The organism is Microbacterium sp., from assembly GCF_036566905.1.
Classification (GTDB): domain Bacteria; phylum Actinomycetota; class Actinomycetes; order Actinomycetales; family Microbacteriaceae; genus Microbacterium.
This window is the reverse complement of record NZ_DATCVK010000077.1, coordinates 1-16,788: the sequence shown is the minus strand read 5'-3', so window position 1 is coordinate 16,788 and position 16,788 is coordinate 1. Positions and strand designations below refer to the sequence as shown.

The following is a 16,788-nucleotide window of genomic DNA, read 5'->3' as shown; positions in this document are numbered from 1 at the left end:
GGCGGAAGCCGGACCAGGTCCCGGTGGTTCCGGTAGGACCGCCCGACGGTGCGACCGCCGCCGCCGACGCGACGAGGACGGGCACCGTGGCCGCGGCGAGCGGCACGGATGCTGCCGGCACCACGGCGCCGGACGACGGTGCGGACCACGACACGAGGTTCTTCGGTCAGCCGTGGTCGCTCGCGCACATCTTCGGCGTCGAGATGTGGGAGCGGTTCAGCTTCTACGGCATGCAGGGCATCCTGCTCATCTACATGTACTACTCCGTCGCGGACGGCGGGCTCGGCATCCCCGAGGCGACGGCGACCGGCATCGTCGGCGCGTACGGCGGCACCGTCTACCTGTCGACGATCCTCGGCGCATGGGTCGCCGACCGCCTGCTCGGCTCGGAGCGGGTGCTGTTCTTCAGCGCGTGGGTCATCATGGCCGGTCACATCGCGCTGGCCGTGCTTCCGAACGTGTGGGGGCTCGGCGTCGGGCTGGTCCTGGTCGCGATCGGTTCCGGCGGGCTCAAGGCCAACGCCACCGCCGTGGTGGGCACGCTGTACTCCCCCAAGGACCCGCGCCGCGACGCCGGCTTCTCGCTGTTCTACCTCGGCATCAACCTCGGCGCGTTCCTGGGGCCGATCGTGACCGGGTTCCTGCAGAGCAACGTCGGCTTCCACTGGGGCTTCGCCGCCGCCGCAGTAGGCATGGCGATCGGCCTGATCCAGTACTCGTTCGGGCGCAAGCAGCTGCCGGCCTCGTCGCGCGTCGTCGCGAACCCGCTCCCCGCGAACCGCCGGGTCGTGGCGATCGGCGTCGGCGTCGCCGGTCTCGTGGTGCTCGTGGTGCTCGTGCTCACGGGCGTCATCCGCGCCGACAACCTGGCCGGCGTCGTGATCCTCGTGACGCTCGCGGCGGCGATCGCCTACTTCTGCGTCATCATCGCGTCGCGCCACATCAGCGGCGACGAGCGCTCGCGCGTGATCGGATTCATCCCGCTGTTCATCGTCAATGTGGGGTTCTGGTCGCTGTACCAGCAGCAGTTCACGGTGCTGACGATCTACTCCGACCAGCGCCTCAACCGCTCGATCCTCGGCTGGGAGATGCCGGTGTCGTGGGTGAACTCCATCAACCCGATCTTCGTGATCATCCTCTCCGGCGTGTTCGCCGCGATCTGGACGAAGCTCGGAACCCGGGCACCGTCGGCGCCGGTGAAGTTCTCGCTCGGCGCGATGATCATGGGCCTCGCGTTCCTGCTGTTCCTCCCGTGGGCGAACGGCGCCCCCAATTCGACGCCGCTGCTGGCCATCGTGCTGATCCTGCTGGTGTTCACGATCGCCGAGCTGTTCATCTCACCCCCGGGCCTGTCGGTGACGACCAAGCTCGCCCCCGAGCGGTTCCACACGCAGATGGTCGCGCTGTACTTCCTGTCGGTGGCCCTCGGCACCGCGATCGCCGGCTGGCTCGCGCAGTTCTACGACCCCACGAACGAGGTGCCGTACTTCACGATCCTCGGCGTCATCGCGATCCTCCTCGGCCTCGCGCTGCTCGCGTCGGTGCGTCCCGTGCTGAAGCTGATGCGCGGCGTGCGCTGACGCGGTCCGGAAGGACAGCGCCGGTTCACATCCGCTGCGCCGCAAGCCGCTCGCGAGATCAAGAGACTTTTTCAGACCGTGGACAACTCCGATCCCAGAGCGCGTACGACCGTCCTGTGGAGGAGGAGCGAGGCTGTCGGGCGGTTTCCCGAGAGCGAGGTCATGCCCCGCCGAGCTGGATCACGTGGGTGCTGCGGCCCGGTTCGAGGGCCACGTCGACACCACCCGCGACGAGATGCGCTGACACCCCGAACGGCACGTCGACGATGACAGATGCCGCCTCCGCCGTTCGCGTCCACTCGACGGCGAATCGGCCGAAGGGCGTGCCGACGTGCGCGCGCACCCCGTCGACGCCCGCGTCGAAGTCGGGCTCGACCACCGCGGTGCGGTAGCCGGGTGAGGTGGAGCGGATGCCGGCGACCCGGCGGTACAGCCAGTCGTCGACGCTGCCCGGAGCGTAATGGTTGAACGACATCGGCCGGATCTCACCGTCCGGTGACATCGCATCCCACGTCTCCCAGATCGTCGTCGCTCCGCGGTCGACCTCGTAGAGCCACGACGGCATCTCAGACTGCCACAGGAGCGTGCGTGCGACGTCCGAGTAGCCGTTGTCGCACAGCACGTCGAGAAGATACGGCGTGGAGAGGAACCCGGTGTCGAGCCGGTTCCCCCGCTCGCGGATGAGCTCCACGAGCCGCGCCGCCGTGCGGGCGCGCAGCGCGGGCGGGACCATGTCGAAGGCGAGGGCCAGCACGTAGACACCCTGCAGACGCACCGGCAGGTCGCCGTCGGCGTCGATGTACTCGGCGGCGAAGGCCGCGCGCACATCGGCCGCCCGCGCGGCGAACGCCTCGGCATCCCTCTCCCGTCCGAGAACCGCCGCCGCCTGCGCGCTGATCGTCAGCGTCCGCGCCTGGAACATCGGCGCGAGGTACTCGCTCGTGAGCGCCGGGGCGATGCCGATCGCCTCGTGGGTCGGGCGGCCCTCCATCGTGCTCGGAGTCAGCCAGTCCCCGAAGTGCAGGCCGGTGTTGTAGAGGAGCGACTGCGCACGCCGGCGCTCGTCCGCGAGGTCCGTGCCGGCGAGCGACTCGGGCAGTTCCGCCGCGGCGGTCGCGCGCTGGTATTCGATCCACCGGAGCAGCGCGTCGTCGTTCTCCTCGAGCACCCGGCGGTCGCCGGTGCGCTCGTAGAGGGTCCACGGCACGATCGCGATGGCGTCGCTCCAGCCGGCCGCCGCGACGATCGAGCCGATGCCCTGCGCCGTGTCCGCCGCCTCGGCGTCGAACGGGGAGCGCGGCGAGAAGATCGGGATCCGCCCGTCGGGCAACTGGTCGGCACGCAGGTTGTCGAGCCAGCGCGAGAGGAACGGGACGACCTGCGCGTTGTCGGTCGCGGTGCCGACGAACGCCTGGATGTCGCCCGTCCACCCGGCCCGCTCCCGCTGCGGGCAGTCGGTGGGCACCGAGAGGAAGTTGCCGCGCTGACTCCACACGACGTTCTCGTGCAGGCGGTTCAGGCGGGCATCGGATGTCGCGAACGAGCCGGTCTGCTCCAGATCGCTGGCGAGCACCACGGCGACCACGTCGTCCGCGACGAGCGGGGACGTCAGCCCATTGATCCTCGCGTAGCGGAAGCCGTGGAACGTGAACTCCGGCTCCCATTCCTCGACGCCGTCGCCCGCACCCTCGCCCAGCCCACCGGCGGCGACATAGACATCGGTCTGCTCCTTGTTGATGCCGACGATGTTCGCGAACCACGAGCCGTCGGCGGTGAGCGTCTCGGTGTGCTCGAGCACGATCGTCTGCCCGGGCGCCGTGTCATGCAGCCGCACCCGCAGGCGTCCGACGACCACCTGACCGAAGTCCACGATCGTGCCGTCCGCTGTCTCGACGAGGGCGGCGGGAGCCACCTCGAGCACGCGACGAACGGGCTCGCCTCGGAAAGGCACGAGAAGCCGGTGGTCGGCGCCGGCCTCGGCCACCGGCATCCACTCGCCGTCGTCGAATCCGGGACGGCGCCATCCCGCCGGCTCGGCACGGCGGTCGAACCGCTCGCCGACGAACAGGTCGGCGTACGCCCAGGGTCCGGTCGTGCTGCGCACATCGGAACCGGATGCCACGACCTGCGTCGTGCCGTCGGCGTAGTCGATGTGCAGCTGCCAGATCGCCGAGGTGCGGGTGCCGAACTGCGCGCTCGACCCGGTGAGACCAAGACGTCCGGCCCACCAGCCGTCGGCCAACGCGACACCGAGCACGTTGTCGCCCTCGGTGAGTGCCGCCGTCACATCGGACGACGAGAAGGAGATGCGGTGCTCGTAGGTGTCGAAGCCCGGCGCGAGCACGGCGTCGTCGGCGCGACGGCCGTTGACGAACGCCGAGTACACGCCGCGCGCGGTGGCGAACAGCCGGGCGCGCAGCACGCCGGGGCCGACCTCGAACCGCTGGCGCAGCAGCTGCGGCGGTCGCAGCCGCTCGTCGGGCGGCGCCTCGGGGCCGAGCCCGCGGACCCAGTCCACGATGCTCCACCGTTCGACGACGGCATCCTGCTGCGCGGGTTCGACCCATGCCGCCGACCAGTCCGCGGCCTCGAACAGGGACGTCTCGAACGTCGATGACGCCCATCCCGACCATTCCCCCTCGGACGACCTGCTGCGCACCCGCCATCGGTAGGCGCTGTTCGAGGTGAGCCGCTCCCCCGCGTAGTCGATGAGCCCGCCATTCGCGGCCGCCACGGGGCCGCTCGTCCAGACGACCCGCCCACCCGTCGACACCTCCACCTCGAAGGTGTCCTGGAGGTGGTCGACGAGCCACGAGAAGCGGGGCTCGCGGGTTCCGACGCCGATCGGCGCGCGGAGGTACTCGACGCGCAGGTCGTACGGGGTCATGGGTCCTCGCAAGTTGTCGGGCGCTTCGACAGGCTCAGCGACCGGGCGGTCAGTCGGTCACCGCTCAGGCGCCAGGCTCACCGCTCAGGCGCCAGGCGATCGGTCAGTCGGCGGCGGCGGTGAAGCGCGTGGTGAGCGTGCCGATGCCCTCGATCTCGCTCACCAGCACGTCGTCGGCCGTCAGGAAGCGCGGCGGCGTGCGACGGTTGCCGATGCCGGCCGGTGTGCCCGAGAAGATGATGTCTCCGGGCAGCAGCGGGCAGACGGCCGAGAGACGGACCAGCAGCTCGGGCACGTCGTAGAGCATCATCGACGTGCGCGAGGACTGCATGGTCTCGTCCGACAGGCGGCTCGAGATGGCGAGGTCGTCGCGGTCGGCGAACTCGTCGGGGGTCACCAGCCACGGCCCGGTCGGACCGAAGCCGGGGAACGACTTGCCCAGGCTGAACTGGGGCGCCGCGCCCTGCAGTTGGGTGATGCGCTCCGAGAGGTCCTGGCCGATCGTCAGGCCGGCGACGTGATCCCAGGCGTGCTCGCGCTCGAGCCGGTGCGCCTCGCGACCGATCACGACGACGAGCTCGACCTCCCAATCCACGTTGCCCTCGGGCAGCTCGACCACCGCATCCTGCCCCACGATCGACGACGGGAACTTCGTGAACGTCACCGGCAGCGCGTCCGGAGGGTAGCCCGCCTCGGCGGCGTGCTCGGCGTAGTTCAGGCCGATCGCGAACACCTGCCGCGGGCGCGGCGCGGGAGCGCCGAGTGCGGCTTCGTCGAGGACGACGGATGCTGGGGCTCCGGCATCCGTCGTCACCGTCGACGCCCACTGCGCGAACGCGTCCCAGTCGTCGAACAGCGCCTGCGGGTCGGGACCGAAGCGTCCCTCGGATGCCGTGGCGACGTCGATCGCACCGCCCTCGACGATGACGACGGCACGGCCGGCGAGGTTGGCGAGCCTCACCAGTCGACCCGCTGCGGGGCCGGCTCGCCGTAGCGGTCCTCCCACGAGATCACGCGGTTGCGGAGCGTGCCGATGCCGGTGATCTCGGCCTCGATCTCGTCGCCGGGCTGCAGGTAGAAGTCGAACGGGTTGGGCTGCACCGCGGCCACGCCAGAGATGGTGCCGGTCGTGATGAGATCGCCGGCGCTGTAGGTCTGAGGCGAGTGGTACGCGACCAGGTGAGGGAACTTGATGCGCGTCTGGTTGGTGTTGCCCTGCTGGCGCACCTCGCCGTTCACCCGCAGCTGCATCGGCAGCTCGTGCATGTCGGGCACCTCGTCGCGCGTGACGACCCAGGGGCCGATGGGGCAGAACGTGTCGATGGCCTTCGAGAACGAGAAGACGCCCGACTCCATCTCCTTGCGCTGGATGTCGCGCGCCGAGATGTCGTTGAACACGGTGAAGCCGGCGATGTAGTCGTCCGCCTCGTCGGGGCCGAAGAACTTGCCCGACTTGCCGATGACGATGGCGAGCTCGAGCTCGTAGTCGAGCTCCTTCGTCAGCCCCTCCGGGTAGACGATGTCGTCACCGGGGCCGATGATCGCGTCGACGTTCTGGAAGAACACGATGCCCTTGTGGACCGGGTGCGACCAATCGACCGCCGCCAGCTCGTTGTGGTGGTCGGCGAAGTTGCCCGCGGTGTGGAAGAACTTCTTGGGACGGATCGGCGCCTCGAGCTTCACGTCGGCGTACGCCAGGCGCTCGCCGGTCTCGGTGACCTGGCCGCCGCGCTCGAAGTACTCGCGTGTCGACGGCACATCGAGCTCGATGACGACACCCTCCTCGAGTTCCAGACGGCCCACGCGGCCGCCGTCGAAGGTGATGAGCTTCATTGTTCTTGTCTCCTTGGTTCGTGCGTTTCGTCTCGCTGGCGCTCGCTCGACGACCGAGCGGTTCGGGCGCTCAGGCGCCGACCATGTTGAATCCGCCGTCGGCGAGCATGTAGCCGCCGGTCAGGTGGGCCGCCTCGTCCGTCGCGAGCCACAGGCACGCACCGGTGACGAACTCGGGCGGAGGGATGACGCCCATCGGCGTCTGCGAGAGCAGCACCTCGCGGCGGCCGTTCTTCCAGTCCTCGCGGTTCAGCAGCCGCTCGGTCTCCATGAAGCCGGGCGCGAAGGTGTTCACGCGCACCGCAGGGGCGAACGCCTTGGCGTAGGACTTCGTGATGCCGAGGATCGCGTACTTCGCGGCCGCGTACTGGGGAGCACGCGCGGAGCCGCGGACGATCACGGTCGAGCCGACCTGCACGATGCTGCCGTGCCCCTGCCGCAGCATCCGCTCGCCGAACTCGTGGGTCATGAGGAGCGTCCCCTTGACGTCGATGTCGATCACCGCGTCGAGGGCCTCCTGCGTGAGCTCGTCCCAGTTCATCTGCTCACTCGAGACGTCGCCGACGTTGTTGACGAGCACGTCGAGGGTGCCGAACGCCGCCCACACCTCGTCGGCCATGCGCTTGATCTGGTCCCACGAGCCGATGTCGGCCTGGACGAGGATGCCGTCGCTGCCGGCCTCGCGGATGCGCTGCAGCGTCGCCTCGGCGCCCGCCTTCGACGAGCGGTAGTGGACGGCGACCTTCGCGCCCTCCTGTGCGGCGCGGACGGCGATCTCGGCGCCGAAGCCGGTGCCGGCTCCGGTGACGAGCACGGTCTTTCCGGCGAAGCGCGGATAGATCTGCGGGTCGGTCATGGTGTCTCCTTCGTTGCGCCCCTCGACGAGCTCGAGGACCGCCAGTTGTCAGACGAGCGTGCGTCCGCCGTCGATGTACATGACATGGCCGGTGACGAATCCGGCATGACGTGAGGACAGGAAGAGCGCCGGACCGGTGAGCTCGTCCGGGGTGCCGAGCCGGCCCGCGGGGACGAGGCTCTCGAGCTCCTCGCGCTTGCCGGGCTTCGACAGGTGACCCGCGGTGAGCGGCGTCTCGATGTAGCCGGGGGCGAGCGCGTTGACGGTGACGCCCGCCGACGCCCACTCGCGCGCCATGACGCGCAGCAGCTGGTTGATGCCGCCTTTGGAGGCGGCGTAAGGACCGTGCGAGTGGTGCGCGAGGAGACCCGAGACGCTCGACAGCGCGAGCACGCGACCCTGGCCCTGGGCGACCATGTGCCGCCCCGCCGCCTGCGCCAGGCCGAACAGCGACGAGAGGTTGACGCGGAGGATGTGGTCCCACTCGTCCTCGGTGAACTCCAGGATCGGGCGACGGTCGTTGACGCCGACGGCGTGCAGCAGCACATCCAGCCCGCCCAGCCGTTCGATGGCCTCGGCCACCACACGCTCCCCCGCGCCGTGCTCGGTGAGATCCGCCTGGATCAGTGCGCAGGGTGCGCCGATCTCCGCGAGCTCCGCGCCGATCGCGTCGAGCGCGCGCTGGTCGCGGTCGACGACGGCAACGGATGCCCCGGCCCGCGCGTATGCGAGCGCGCAGGCGCCGCCGATGCCGCCTGCGCCGGCGACGAGCACGCGCGACCCGCCGAGCCCGAGCCAGTCGCCATTCATGCGTTCGCCTCGGCGGCGCGCTCGTTCAGGAAGCGCGAGATGCGGTCGGCGGTGCGCGCGGCGGCAGCGTCGCCGACCACGTTCAGGTATCCGTGGATCGCGCCGCGCTCCTTGACGTACTCGACGTCGACGCCGCTGCGGGCGAGGTCCCCGACATAGGCCTCGGCCGACGGCCGCAGCTCGTCGCCCTCGCTGGCCACGACGAGCGCCGGCGCCACCCCGCGCAGGTCGTGACCGCCGGGGAACGCGTAGACCTCGTCCGGCGACGCGCCGCCGAGGTAGTTCGCGTTGATCGCCCGCGTCGCCTCCGGCGGAAACCGCAGCGCGGGCGGCTGCTGCGCGAGGATCGCCGCGAGCTCCTCATCCGGCTCGGGCAGCACTGCGTGCAGCACCGGGTACACCAGCACCTGCGCCAGCAGACACGCCCCGTCCCTGTCGCGCAGCCGCAGTGCCGCGCCGGCCGCGAGGTTGCCTCCGGCGCTCGCACCGCCGATGGCCACGGCATCCGTCCGCCCGCCGAACTCCGCCGCATGAGCGCGCGCCCATTCGAACGCGGCGACGGCCTGCAGCGACGCGACCGGATACGGCGCCCGTGCCCGGTCGCCGCCGAACGACGCGATGAGCTCCTCGGGCGAGGGCATCCCCTCGACCGGCTCGGGTGCGGGCAGCGCCGCGATCGCGTCGGTCGGGGCGAGCGTGTAGTCCAGCGAGACCACCGTGGTGCCGCGGCGCGCGAGCTGCCGCGCCGTCTCGTCGGCCTCGGGCATATCGATGTCGCCGAACATGAAGGCGCCGCCGTGGAGCCAGACGAGCACGGTGCCGTCGGGCTGCGGAGCGGGATACACGCGCAAACGGAAGTCGTGCTCCGCGGCGCTGAGTTCGACGTCCGTGGCGGAAATGGTGTCGGCCATGACACTTCTCTCGGGTGAGTTCATTGGATGAAAGTCGGTTTCGTCTACCGAATGTATGCTGATCGGAGCGGTCCGTCAAATGAAGGAGCCCGATGTCCGAGCGCCTGCCCCCGTTCCCCCCCGGCGCCCTCACCGGCGCGCAGCGCGAGCTGTACGACGCCATCACGGGCGGACCGCGCGCGCAGGGTCCGCAGCACTTCGCGCTGACGCGCGCCGATGGCTCGCTGCGCGGCCCCTTCAACGCCTTCCTCTTGGCACCCGAGCTCGGCGGCGCACTGCAGGACGTCGGCGCGGCGATCCGGTATCGCAGTGCGCTCGGCTCCCGCGCCCGGGAGATCGCGATCCTGCTCGTCGCCGCGCGGTGGGACAGCGACTTCGAACGAGAGGCCCATGAGGCCGTCGGGGCCGCGGCGGGACTCACGCCCTCCGAGCTCGCCGCGCTGCGTGCCGGCGACACCACGCCGTTCGCGGGCGACGAGGCCGTCGTGGCCGCCGTCACCCAGCAGCTGCTCGACGGAGACCTCCACGACGATGCCTGGCACGCGGCATCCGTCGCCCTCGGCCCAAAGGTCGTGTTCGAGCTGACGGTTCTCGTCGGCTACTACGCCACGCTGGCGCTGCAGCTGCGGGTCTTCCGCGTGCGCCCCTGACATTGCAGCCGCCCTGACCAGGAGATACGGTTTCACACGATGAAAGCTCCGGACGAGTCGCCCGCCACCGGGGACGGCGACAAGGCCCCCAGTCGCTACCGCATCGAGGCGCTCGCGAAAGGCCTCGACGTCCTGCGGCTGTTCGACGAGTCGGTGACCTCGCTCAAGCTGCGCGAGATCTGCGATCGCACGGGCATCCCCATGCCGACCGCCTTCCGCGTCGTCGCGACGCTCGAAGAGGGCGGCTACCTGGAGCGCCTGCCCGACGGCAGCATCCGTCCCGGTGTCGCCGTCCTCCTGCTCGGGTCCGCCGCGCTGCGCGGATCCAGCCTCGTCCAGCTCAGCGAGCAGCCGCTGCGTCACCTGGCCGAGGAGTCCGGTGAGACCGTGAACCTCGGCGTCCTCGTCGGCGACCAGGTGCTCTACCTCGCGCGACTGCGCAATTCCGATCTCGTCACCGCGAACATCCAGGTGGGCTCGACCCTGCCCGCCGCCTACACATCGATGGGCAAGCTGCTGCTCGCGTACCTCAGCGACGCGGAGCTCGCCACGACGCTGGCAGGCCACGATTTCCGCACGGATGCCGGACCCAACGCCGCGACTTCGCTCGACCAGCTGCGCGAACGCCTCGCCGTGATCCGCGAGCAGGGCTACGCGCTGCAGGACGAGGAGGTCGCGGCGGGTCTGCGGTCGGTGTCGGTGCCGGTGTTCGGCCGCGAAGCGAAACCCGCCGCGGCCATCAACATCGCCGTCGCCTCGTCGCGCCACGACCTCGCGTCGCTGCGCGGCCCGCTGCTGACCCGCCTGCGTACGACCGCCGACGAGATCTCGCGGCTGCTGCGCGCGACCTGAGCGCACCGCCCTCACCCCGGCTGCGCGGGCGCGGTGACGCGCGCGGCGAAGTCGATGGCCCGGTCGAACACCGGCCCGGTGTCATCGAGCCCCTGCCAGAAGTGCCGGCCGCCGTCGACTGCGTGGAATTCGACGTCGGCGCCGGCGGCGCGCAGCGCACGGGCGAACGACGCGCTCTGCGCGAACGGCACGTGCTCGTCGTCGGTGCCGTGGGAGATGTGGAACGGCGGCGACCCGGCATGCACCTGGGCGATCGGGCTCGCCCGGAGCGCGGCATCCGGGATCTCCGTCGCCGGCGCACCCAGCCAGCGGGCCTCCCGCGTCTCGGCGGGCGCCTCGCCGGTGTCGTGCTGCGCCAGGGCGATCAGGTCCGCCGGGCCGAACCAGTCCACGACCCCGCGCACGTCGTCGCGGCCGAGCCCGGTGAGGGCGGCGAGCGTCGCTCCCGCCGACACTCCCCAGAGGACGAGGCGAGAGGCATCGACGCCGTGCTCCGCGCCGTGCGCGTGAAGCCAGGCCACCGCCGCCGCCACGTCGTCCAGCTGCGCCGGGAACAGCGCCTCGCCGCTCAGCCGGTACTCGCACGAGGCGACCGCGAAGCCCGCCGCCACGATCCGGTCGAACGACCCCGCAGCGCCGATGCCCGGCGTGAAGACCTTGCGGCTGCCGCGCAGCCACCCGCCGCCGTGCAGGAACACGACGACGGGGGCGTCCGCGGCTGGCGGAGTCCGCAGATCGAGCGACAACGGGCGGAACCCGGGCGGCTGGGCGAAGTCGATCTCGAGGATCGTGGACATGGCGCGGTCAATCGCGGAACTGGAACTCGGGCATGAAGATCGTCGCGTACTTCTCGCCCGCCGCCCGCATCACCGAGAAGTCGGGCACGAAGATGCCCTGCGGCTCGGTGGCATCGGTCTTCTGCCCGATGGCGTGGAAGAACCGCTCGAACCCCGCGGTGCCCGCGCCGAACACGGTCGTGGTGTTCTCGATCTTGAACGCGTGGACAATCCCCGCCGGGACATAGGCGAAATCGCCCGTCGTGAGGGTGGACTTGGAGTGGTAGCCGTCCTGGTCATCCATCCACACCGAGATCTCGCCGTCCACGACGTAGAAGAACTCGTGCGTCTTGAGGTGGACGTGCGCGGGGATGCGGTCGCCCTGACGCGCCTTCATCGTCCACGCCCCGAACTGGTCGTCGGTCTCGTCGCCCGACAGCAGGATCTCGAACAGCTGGTCGAAGACCAGGGACTTCTCCCCCTGACCCTCATCGAGGACGAACGGACGGGGCCCCGCGGGCAGGACACCGGTGAAGGCGACCTTGTCGGGGTCGTCGACGGGGAAAAGAGTCATGCTTACCTCCTCGTAAAGCAGTGCGTGCCGTTAGGCAGCCGGAACTGTCGGGCCATTCCGATCGGGTGTTCCGGACCTCTCCAGTCTCAGCAGGATGACGGGAGGAAGGAAGTTCGACATCCCTACCCGGCGTTAGCCGCAGGCTAAGATCCGAGCATGGATGTGCCTATCCACGTGATCCGGTACTTCTGCGTGCTCGCCGAGGAGCTGCACTTCGGCCGGGCAGCGGAGCGCCTCAGCATCACGCCCCCGTCGCTCAGCCAGCAGATCAGCCGCCTCGAGCAGCAACTCGGCGTGAAGCTGTTCGACCGGAGCCCCCGCAAGGTCGAGCTGACGCCCTACGGCCGGGACCTCCTGCCCCTCGCCCGGCGCGTGCAGGACGACCACGACCAGCTGCTCAGCTGGGCTCGCTCGGTCAAGCGGGACCGGGACGCACCGGTGCTTCGCGTGGGCGTCGTCGCGGCCGGCGCCGGCACCCTCACGACCGCCGCCATCGCCGCGACGATGCAGGCGATCCCGCAGGCGAGGATCGAGATGCGGCGCCTGGGGTTCTTCGATGTCGCCGAGGATCTCGAGGCCGGACGGGTGGACGTGGTCTTCGCCCCGTGGCCGATGCACCTGCCGCCGCGCGTGCGCGCCGAGCCGCTCTGGCGCGAGGCGCGCGTCCTCGTGGTCCGCTCGGACCACCCGCTGGCGCACCGGGAGTCGCTCTCGATCCTGGAGACGGGCGACGAGGTGTTCGTCTCCGTCGCGAAGGGCGTGCCCGAGGTCGTGGACTGGTGGATCGTGGATCCTCGCCCGGACGGCACGCGCCCCCGACGCGGACCGACGGCCGACAGCGTCGAAGGCCTGCTCGAACTCGTCGCGGCGGGCGCGGGCGTCAACATCGCGGGCGAGTCGGCGAGCCGCCACTACCGGCGCGAGGAGCTGGCGTTCATCCCGATCCACGACATCGAACCCGCGACGATCGTGCTCTGCAGCCTCACCGACAGCCTCAACCCCATGGTCGACACCTTCCGCGAGACCGCGCAGGCGCTCTCGCCACTCGTCGACGCGACGTTCCACTGACGGGCGCTCGGACCACTGGCCAGCGCTCACGCCGGTTGCCTCCGTTCACGCGGCGGCACCGGGAGCGGATCCCTTGAGCTCCCGCCACGCCTCGCGGCGGCGAGCCTGCTCGTCCGGATCGGGAACCGGCGACGCCGCCATCAGCACGCGCGTGTAGTGCTCGCGCGGGTTGCGCATCACCTCCAGCGTCGGTCCCTCCTCCACCACGCGACCGCGGTTGAGCACCACCACGCGCTGGGCGAGGAACTCGACGACGGCCATGTCGTGCGCGATGAAGAGATAGCCGAGATCCTTGCCGGCCCGGAGGTCGGCGAGGAGGTTCAGCACCTGGGCCTGGGTCGACAGGTCCAGCGCGCTCACGGCTTCGTCGCACACCACGAGCCGCGGATCGGTGACGAGCGCGCGGGCGATCGCGATCCGCTGGCGCTGCCCGCCCGAGAACTGGCGCGGGTAGCGCGCTTGCGACCCCGGCGCGAGGCCGACCGCGTCGAGCACCTCCTGCACACGCCGGTCCCGTTCCGCTCGCGGCACACCCGCCACGCGCAACGGCTCGGTGATCGCGTCGCCGATGGGGCGCCGCGGGTTCAGCGACGAGAACGGGTCCTGGAACACGGCCCGCAGGTCGCCCTGCAGGGCACGCCGCTGCGAGGCGCCGAGCCGGGTGATGTCGCGACCCTCGAACAGGATCCGGCCGCTCGTGACCGGCTGGAGGCCCAGGATGGCGCGACCGATGGTGGTCTTACCCGACCCGGACTCGCCGACGAGGCCGAGGGTCTCACCGCGCGCGATCGTGAACGACACGTCGTCCACGGCGGCCGGGCCCCTCCTGCCGTAACGGACGACGAGGTTGCGCACCTCGAGAAGCGGGGTGCCGACGGCATCCACTCGGTCCTGCACGGTGCTCACAGGTCTCCTCCTCTGACGGCGACGGGCTGTCGCCATTCCTCCTGGCGGCCCAGGACCTCGTCGCGGCGGACGCAGCGCACGCCACCCTCGCCCTCGGCGCGCGGCACCAGCGGGATCGCCGTCATGCACTCGTCGCGGGCGAAGCGGCAGCGCTGGGCGAACCGGCATCCGGTCGTCCATGATCCGGGCAGCGGAACCTGACCCGGGATCGAAGCCAACCTCGTCGTGCCCTCCAACTCGACGATCGCATGCGGGTCGGCTGCCAGGAGCGCCATCGTGTACGGGTGCTCCGGACGCACGAGCACGTCGCGGACGGTGCCGGTCTCGACGATCTGACCGGCGTACATCACCGAGACGTCGTCGCAGAGGTCGGCGACGACGCCGAGATCGTGCGTGACCAGGATGATCGACATGCCGCGTGTCGCGACGAGTCCGCGCAGCAGCGCGAGGATCTCGGCCTGGATGGTGACGTCCAGAGCCGTCGTGGGCTCGTCGGCGACGAGCAGCCGTGGCGCGCCGGCCAGGGCGAGGGCGATCGCGACGCGCTGCGCCATGCCCCCCGAGATCTGATGCGGGTAGCTCTTGAGCACCCGCGGCACGTCGACGATGCCGACGTCTTCGAGAAGGCCCGCCGCGATCCGCTTCGCCTCGCGCGACGCGACTCCGCGCAGTCGCTTGACCGCGGCGCCGAGCTGCCACCCGACCGTGAACATGGGATCGAGCGCACGACCGGGCTCCTGCGAGATGAACGCGATGTCGTGGCCGCGCACCTTGGCGAGGGTGCGCTCGTCGGCCTGGGCGAGATCGGTGGCGCCCCACTGGATGCGGCCGGAGCGCACCGCGAGGCCCGGTGAGAGCAGGCCGAGGATGGCGTAGGACGTCACGCTCTTGCCGCAGCCGGACTCGCCGACGAGGCCCATGACCCGACCGGGCTGTACGCGCAGCGAGACGCCCGTCACGAGCGCAGGCCCGCCCTCGACGCCGAGCACCAGGTCCTCGATGATGAGTTCGCCGTCCACGGCGGCGCGCGCGGGCGTGCGGTCGGTCAGATCCGGCGCGCTGGTGCCGATGTTGTCGGACGGCAGCGCGGCGACGACCTCGGGCAGGTCGGCGGACGTCTCCACGGGGAACAGCGCGGTGGCTTCGGCGGGGAGGGATGCCCCGGCACCCGCGGGCGACAGCGCCACGAGGTATTCGTCGTCCGACGCGGTCTTCTTCGTGCGCCGGCGCAGGGCGACGAGCGGGGGCGGTGTGGCCGCCCCACCTGAGAGCACATCGGCGAGCGAGTTCGCCGCGATGATCGTGAGGGCCAGCACGGCGCCGGTGGGCACCATCATCCAGGGCTGCTGGAAGATGAACCGGGCAGCCGTCTGGATCATGCCGCCCCAGGTGGGCTCGGGCGGCTGCGGGCCGAGACCGATGAACGCGAGGCCGGCCTGCATCATGATGCCGACGCCGAAGAATAGGACGAACTGCACGATCACCGTCGTGGACATGTTCGGCAGGACGTGGCGGAAGCTCGCCGCCGTCGGCCGCACGCCGTCGACCGCTGCGGCCTCGACGAACAGCTGCTTCTGCAGCGCCTTGGCCTGACCGAAGAAGATCCGGTAGAGGGCACCGAAGAGGAGCACGCCGAGGAGGGTCATCACGAGCGGCATGTTGGTGCCGACCGCCGCGATGAACGCGAGGATGATCACCGTCCCCGGCAGCGACATCACGATCTCGCTGACGCGGTTCATCGTCGCCTCGGCGCGTGGGCTGCGCACCGCCCAGAGCGTGACCGGAACGGTGATGAGCACCGCGACGATCGGCGGGATGCACCCGATCGCGAGGGTCGACGCGGCCGCCGTCACGATGCGCGACAGCAGATCGCGGCCGAGCTCGTCGGTGCCGAGGAGGTGCGCGGCGGACGGCCCCTGCAGCACGGCCGAGAGGTCCTGCTCGAGCGGTCCGTACCGCAGCCACAGCGGCGAGGTCAGCGATGCGACGACCAGCCCGATGAGCCAGACGAGCGCGAGGACGGCGGTCGGCGACCGGAACAGCCGGCTGCCGCGCCGCCGCTCGGAACGGCGGATGGTGAGGATGGAGGTGGTCGAGACCGTCATGATGTGCGCAGTTTCGGGTCGAGGGTGCGGTTGAGGGTCTCGAGGACCACGTTGACGATGACGACGACGAGCGTCGCGACGAGGACGAGGGCCTGGACGAACGGCAGGTCGGCCGAGCCGACGGCCGACTGCATGGCCTGGCCGATGCCGGGGAGCGCGAACAGGAGCTCGATCATCACCGAGCCGCCGAACAGCACGATGAACTGCACCGCGATGGTCGCGAGGATCGGCAGGCTGGCGCTGCGCAGCGCGTGGACGTAGATGATGCGCCCGCTCGGGGTGCCGACCGCGCGCAGGGTGCGGATGTGCTCCTGCGCCAGCGCCTCGGCCATCGAAGCACGCGTCTGCCGCGCGATGAACCCGGCCGAGGTGATCGCGATCGTGAGGACGGGCAGGACGAGCGACGTGAACCACTTCTCGGGGCTGACCTCGAATGGGACGAAGCCCGTCGCCGGCAGCAGCCGCAGCTGCACGGCGAAGACGTAGACGAGCAGGATGCCGACCCAGAACGCGGGCAGCGACAGCATGACGCCGGTGAGCACCGTGATGAACCGGTCGACGGCGCCGCGGCGGACGGCCGCGATCACGCCGAGCACGATGCCGAGCACCGCGCTCAGGATCGTTCCTCCGGCCGCGAGGGCCGCCGTGACCGGCAGCCGCTTCGCGATGTCGGGGCCGATCGGGCGCCCGTCGATCAGGGACGTGCCGAGGTTTCCCTGCAGCACCTGCCCGACCCAGGCGAGGTACTGCTGGATCCACGGCTCGTACCAGCCGATGGACTCGTTGTAGGCGACCACCTGCTCGGGTGTCGCGGACTGGCCGAGTGCCACGCCGCCGGGCGTCGAGCCCGAGAGATGGACGAGCACGAACGCGATCCACGACGCGATCAGCAGCGTGAGCAGGGCCCAGGCGACGCGCTTCAGGACGAAGATGAGCATCGGAACTCCTCCTGACGGCGGTGCCGGCGGGATGACCCGCCG

General features: G+C 70.7%; 15 protein-coding genes. 4 read left to right on the top strand and 11 right to left on the bottom strand.

Features of this window, described 5'->3' with window-relative positions; all coding sequences use genetic code 11:
* The first annotated feature begins 86 nt into the window (after positions 1 to 86).
* Complete coding sequence (locus tag VIP82_RS06250) at positions 87 to 1,580, top strand: peptide MFS transporter (protein ID WP_414684619.1); 1,494 nt, start codon at positions 87 to 89, stop codon at positions 1,578 to 1,580.
* Between the two features lie 160 nt (positions 1,581 to 1,740).
* Here VIP82_RS06250 and VIP82_RS06245 read toward each other — a convergent pair whose 3' ends face one another.
* The 6 genes from VIP82_RS06245 to VIP82_RS06220 form a co-directional block, all read right to left on the bottom strand.
* Positions 1,741 to 4,467: a family 78 glycoside hydrolase catalytic domain gene (locus VIP82_RS06245; protein ID WP_331906733.1), complete on the bottom strand. Its 2,727-nt coding sequence runs from the start codon at positions 4,465 to 4,467 to the stop codon at positions 1,741 to 1,743.
* 103 nt (positions 4,468 to 4,570) lie between these two features.
* Positions 4,571 to 5,428 (bottom strand): fumarylacetoacetate hydrolase family protein, encoded by an 858-nt coding sequence (locus VIP82_RS06240; protein ID WP_331906731.1) that lies wholly within the window; start codon positions 5,426 to 5,428, stop codon positions 4,571 to 4,573.
* Positions 5,425 to 6,300 carry a fumarylacetoacetate hydrolase family protein gene (locus VIP82_RS06235; RefSeq protein ID WP_331906729.1) on the bottom strand — a complete coding sequence of 292 codons (876 nt, stop codon included), beginning with the start codon at positions 6,298 to 6,300 and terminating at the stop codon, positions 5,425 to 5,427. Before VIP82_RS06235 ends, VIP82_RS06240 begins: the two co-directional genes overlap by 4 nt.
* Before the next feature lie 70 nt (positions 6,301 to 6,370).
* Complete coding sequence (locus tag VIP82_RS06230; protein ID WP_331906727.1) at positions 6,371 to 7,156, bottom strand: SDR family NAD(P)-dependent oxidoreductase; 786 nt, start codon at positions 7,154 to 7,156, stop codon at positions 6,371 to 6,373.
* A gap of 48 nt (positions 7,157 to 7,204) precedes the next feature.
* Positions 7,205 to 7,966 (bottom strand): SDR family NAD(P)-dependent oxidoreductase, encoded by a 762-nt coding sequence (locus tag VIP82_RS06225; protein ID WP_331906725.1) that lies wholly within the window; start codon positions 7,964 to 7,966, stop codon positions 7,205 to 7,207.
* A complete protein-coding gene (locus tag VIP82_RS06220) occupies positions 7,963 to 8,877 on the bottom strand; it encodes an alpha/beta hydrolase fold domain-containing protein (RefSeq protein WP_331906723.1) in 915 nt (304 codons plus the stop codon). The genes VIP82_RS06225 and VIP82_RS06220 overlap by 4 nt, the downstream gene beginning before the upstream one ends.
* 92 nt (positions 8,878 to 8,969) lie before the next feature.
* Between VIP82_RS06220 and VIP82_RS06215 the strand changes: the two genes are divergently transcribed.
* Both VIP82_RS06215 and VIP82_RS06210 read left to right on the top strand, forming a co-directional pair.
* Positions 8,970 to 9,527, top strand: a complete 558-nt coding sequence (locus VIP82_RS06215) for a carboxymuconolactone decarboxylase family protein (protein WP_331906721.1) — start codon at positions 8,970 to 8,972, stop codon at positions 9,525 to 9,527.
* A gap of 39 nt (positions 9,528 to 9,566) precedes the next feature.
* A complete protein-coding gene (locus VIP82_RS06210) occupies positions 9,567 to 10,379 on the top strand; it encodes an IclR family transcriptional regulator (RefSeq protein WP_331906719.1) in 813 nt (270 codons plus the stop codon).
* An 11-nt stretch (positions 10,380 to 10,390) separates the two neighbouring features.
* On the opposite strand, the gene VIP82_RS06205 is transcribed toward VIP82_RS06210, so the two are convergent.
* Positions 10,391 to 11,176, bottom strand: a complete 786-nt coding sequence (locus VIP82_RS06205; protein ID WP_331906717.1) for an alpha/beta hydrolase fold domain-containing protein — start codon at positions 11,174 to 11,176, stop codon at positions 10,391 to 10,393.
* A 7-nt stretch (positions 11,177 to 11,183) separates the two neighbouring features.
* Positions 11,184 to 11,729, bottom strand: coding sequence for a quercetin 2,3-dioxygenase (locus VIP82_RS06200; protein WP_331906714.1), 546 nt, complete (start codon positions 11,727 to 11,729; stop codon positions 11,184 to 11,186).
* A 156-nt stretch (positions 11,730 to 11,885) separates the two neighbouring features.
* On the opposite strand from VIP82_RS06200, the gene VIP82_RS06195 reads away from it, so the two are divergent.
* The gene (locus VIP82_RS06195; protein WP_331906712.1) at positions 11,886 to 12,797 is read left to right on the top strand and encodes a LysR family transcriptional regulator; all 912 of its coding nucleotides are present in this window, start codon (positions 11,886 to 11,888) and stop codon (positions 12,795 to 12,797) included.
* A gap of 45 nt (positions 12,798 to 12,842) precedes the next feature.
* On the opposite strand, the gene VIP82_RS06190 is transcribed toward VIP82_RS06195, so the two are convergent.
* Genes VIP82_RS06190 through VIP82_RS06180 form a run of 3 tightly spaced genes read right to left on the bottom strand, consistent with a single transcriptional unit; the run spans position 12,843 to position 16,746 of the window.
* The gene (locus VIP82_RS06190; protein WP_331906710.1) at positions 12,843 to 13,703 is read right to left on the bottom strand and encodes an ATP-binding cassette domain-containing protein; all 861 of its coding nucleotides are present in this window, start codon (positions 13,701 to 13,703) and stop codon (positions 12,843 to 12,845) included.
* Positions 13,700 to 15,808 carry a dipeptide/oligopeptide/nickel ABC transporter permease/ATP-binding protein gene (locus VIP82_RS06185; protein WP_331906708.1) on the bottom strand — a complete coding sequence of 703 codons (2,109 nt, stop codon included), beginning with the start codon at positions 15,806 to 15,808 and terminating at the stop codon, positions 13,700 to 13,702. Before VIP82_RS06185 ends, VIP82_RS06190 begins: the two co-directional genes overlap by 4 nt.
* Positions 15,805 to 16,746 (bottom strand): ABC transporter permease, encoded by a 942-nt coding sequence (locus VIP82_RS06180; RefSeq protein ID WP_331906706.1) that lies wholly within the window; start codon positions 16,744 to 16,746, stop codon positions 15,805 to 15,807. Before VIP82_RS06180 ends, VIP82_RS06185 begins: the two co-directional genes overlap by 4 nt.
* Positions 16,747 to 16,788: the final 42 nt, after the last annotated feature.

Coding starts and splice junctions, on each gene's coding strand:
- VIP82_RS06245 (WP_331906733.1), bottom strand. CDS start 4,467: ATGACCCCGTACGACCTGCGCGTCGAGTACCTCCGCGCGCCGATCGGC.
- VIP82_RS06235 (WP_331906729.1), bottom strand. CDS start 6,300: ATGAAGCTCATCACCTTCGACGGCGGCCGCGTGGGCCGTCTGGAACTC.
- VIP82_RS06230 (WP_331906727.1), bottom strand. CDS start 7,156: ATGACCGACCCGCAGATCTATCCGCGCTTCGCCGGAAAGACCGTGCTC.
- VIP82_RS06225 (WP_331906725.1), bottom strand. CDS start 7,966: ATGAATGGCGACTGGCTCGGGCTCGGCGGGTCGCGCGTGCTCGTCGCC.
- VIP82_RS06220 (WP_331906723.1), bottom strand. CDS start 8,877: ATGGCCGACACCATTTCCGCCACGGACGTCGAACTCAGCGCCGCGGAG.
- VIP82_RS06215 (WP_331906721.1), top strand. CDS start 8,970: ATGTCCGAGCGCCTGCCCCCGTTCCCCCCCGGCGCCCTCACCGGCGCG.
- VIP82_RS06210 (WP_331906719.1), top strand. CDS start 9,567: ATGAAAGCTCCGGACGAGTCGCCCGCCACCGGGGACGGCGACAAGGCC.
- VIP82_RS06205 (WP_331906717.1), bottom strand. CDS start 11,176: ATGTCCACGATCCTCGAGATCGACTTCGCCCAGCCGCCCGGGTTCCGC.
- VIP82_RS06200 (WP_331906714.1), bottom strand. CDS start 11,729: ATGACTCTTTTCCCCGTCGACGACCCCGACAAGGTCGCCTTCACCGGT.
- VIP82_RS06195 (WP_331906712.1), top strand. CDS start 11,886: ATGGATGTGCCTATCCACGTGATCCGGTACTTCTGCGTGCTCGCCGAG.
- VIP82_RS06185 (WP_331906708.1), bottom strand. CDS start 15,808: ATGACGGTCTCGACCACCTCCATCCTCACCATCCGCCGTTCCGAGCGG.
- VIP82_RS06180 (WP_331906706.1), bottom strand. CDS start 16,746: ATGCTCATCTTCGTCCTGAAGCGCGTCGCCTGGGCCCTGCTCACGCTG.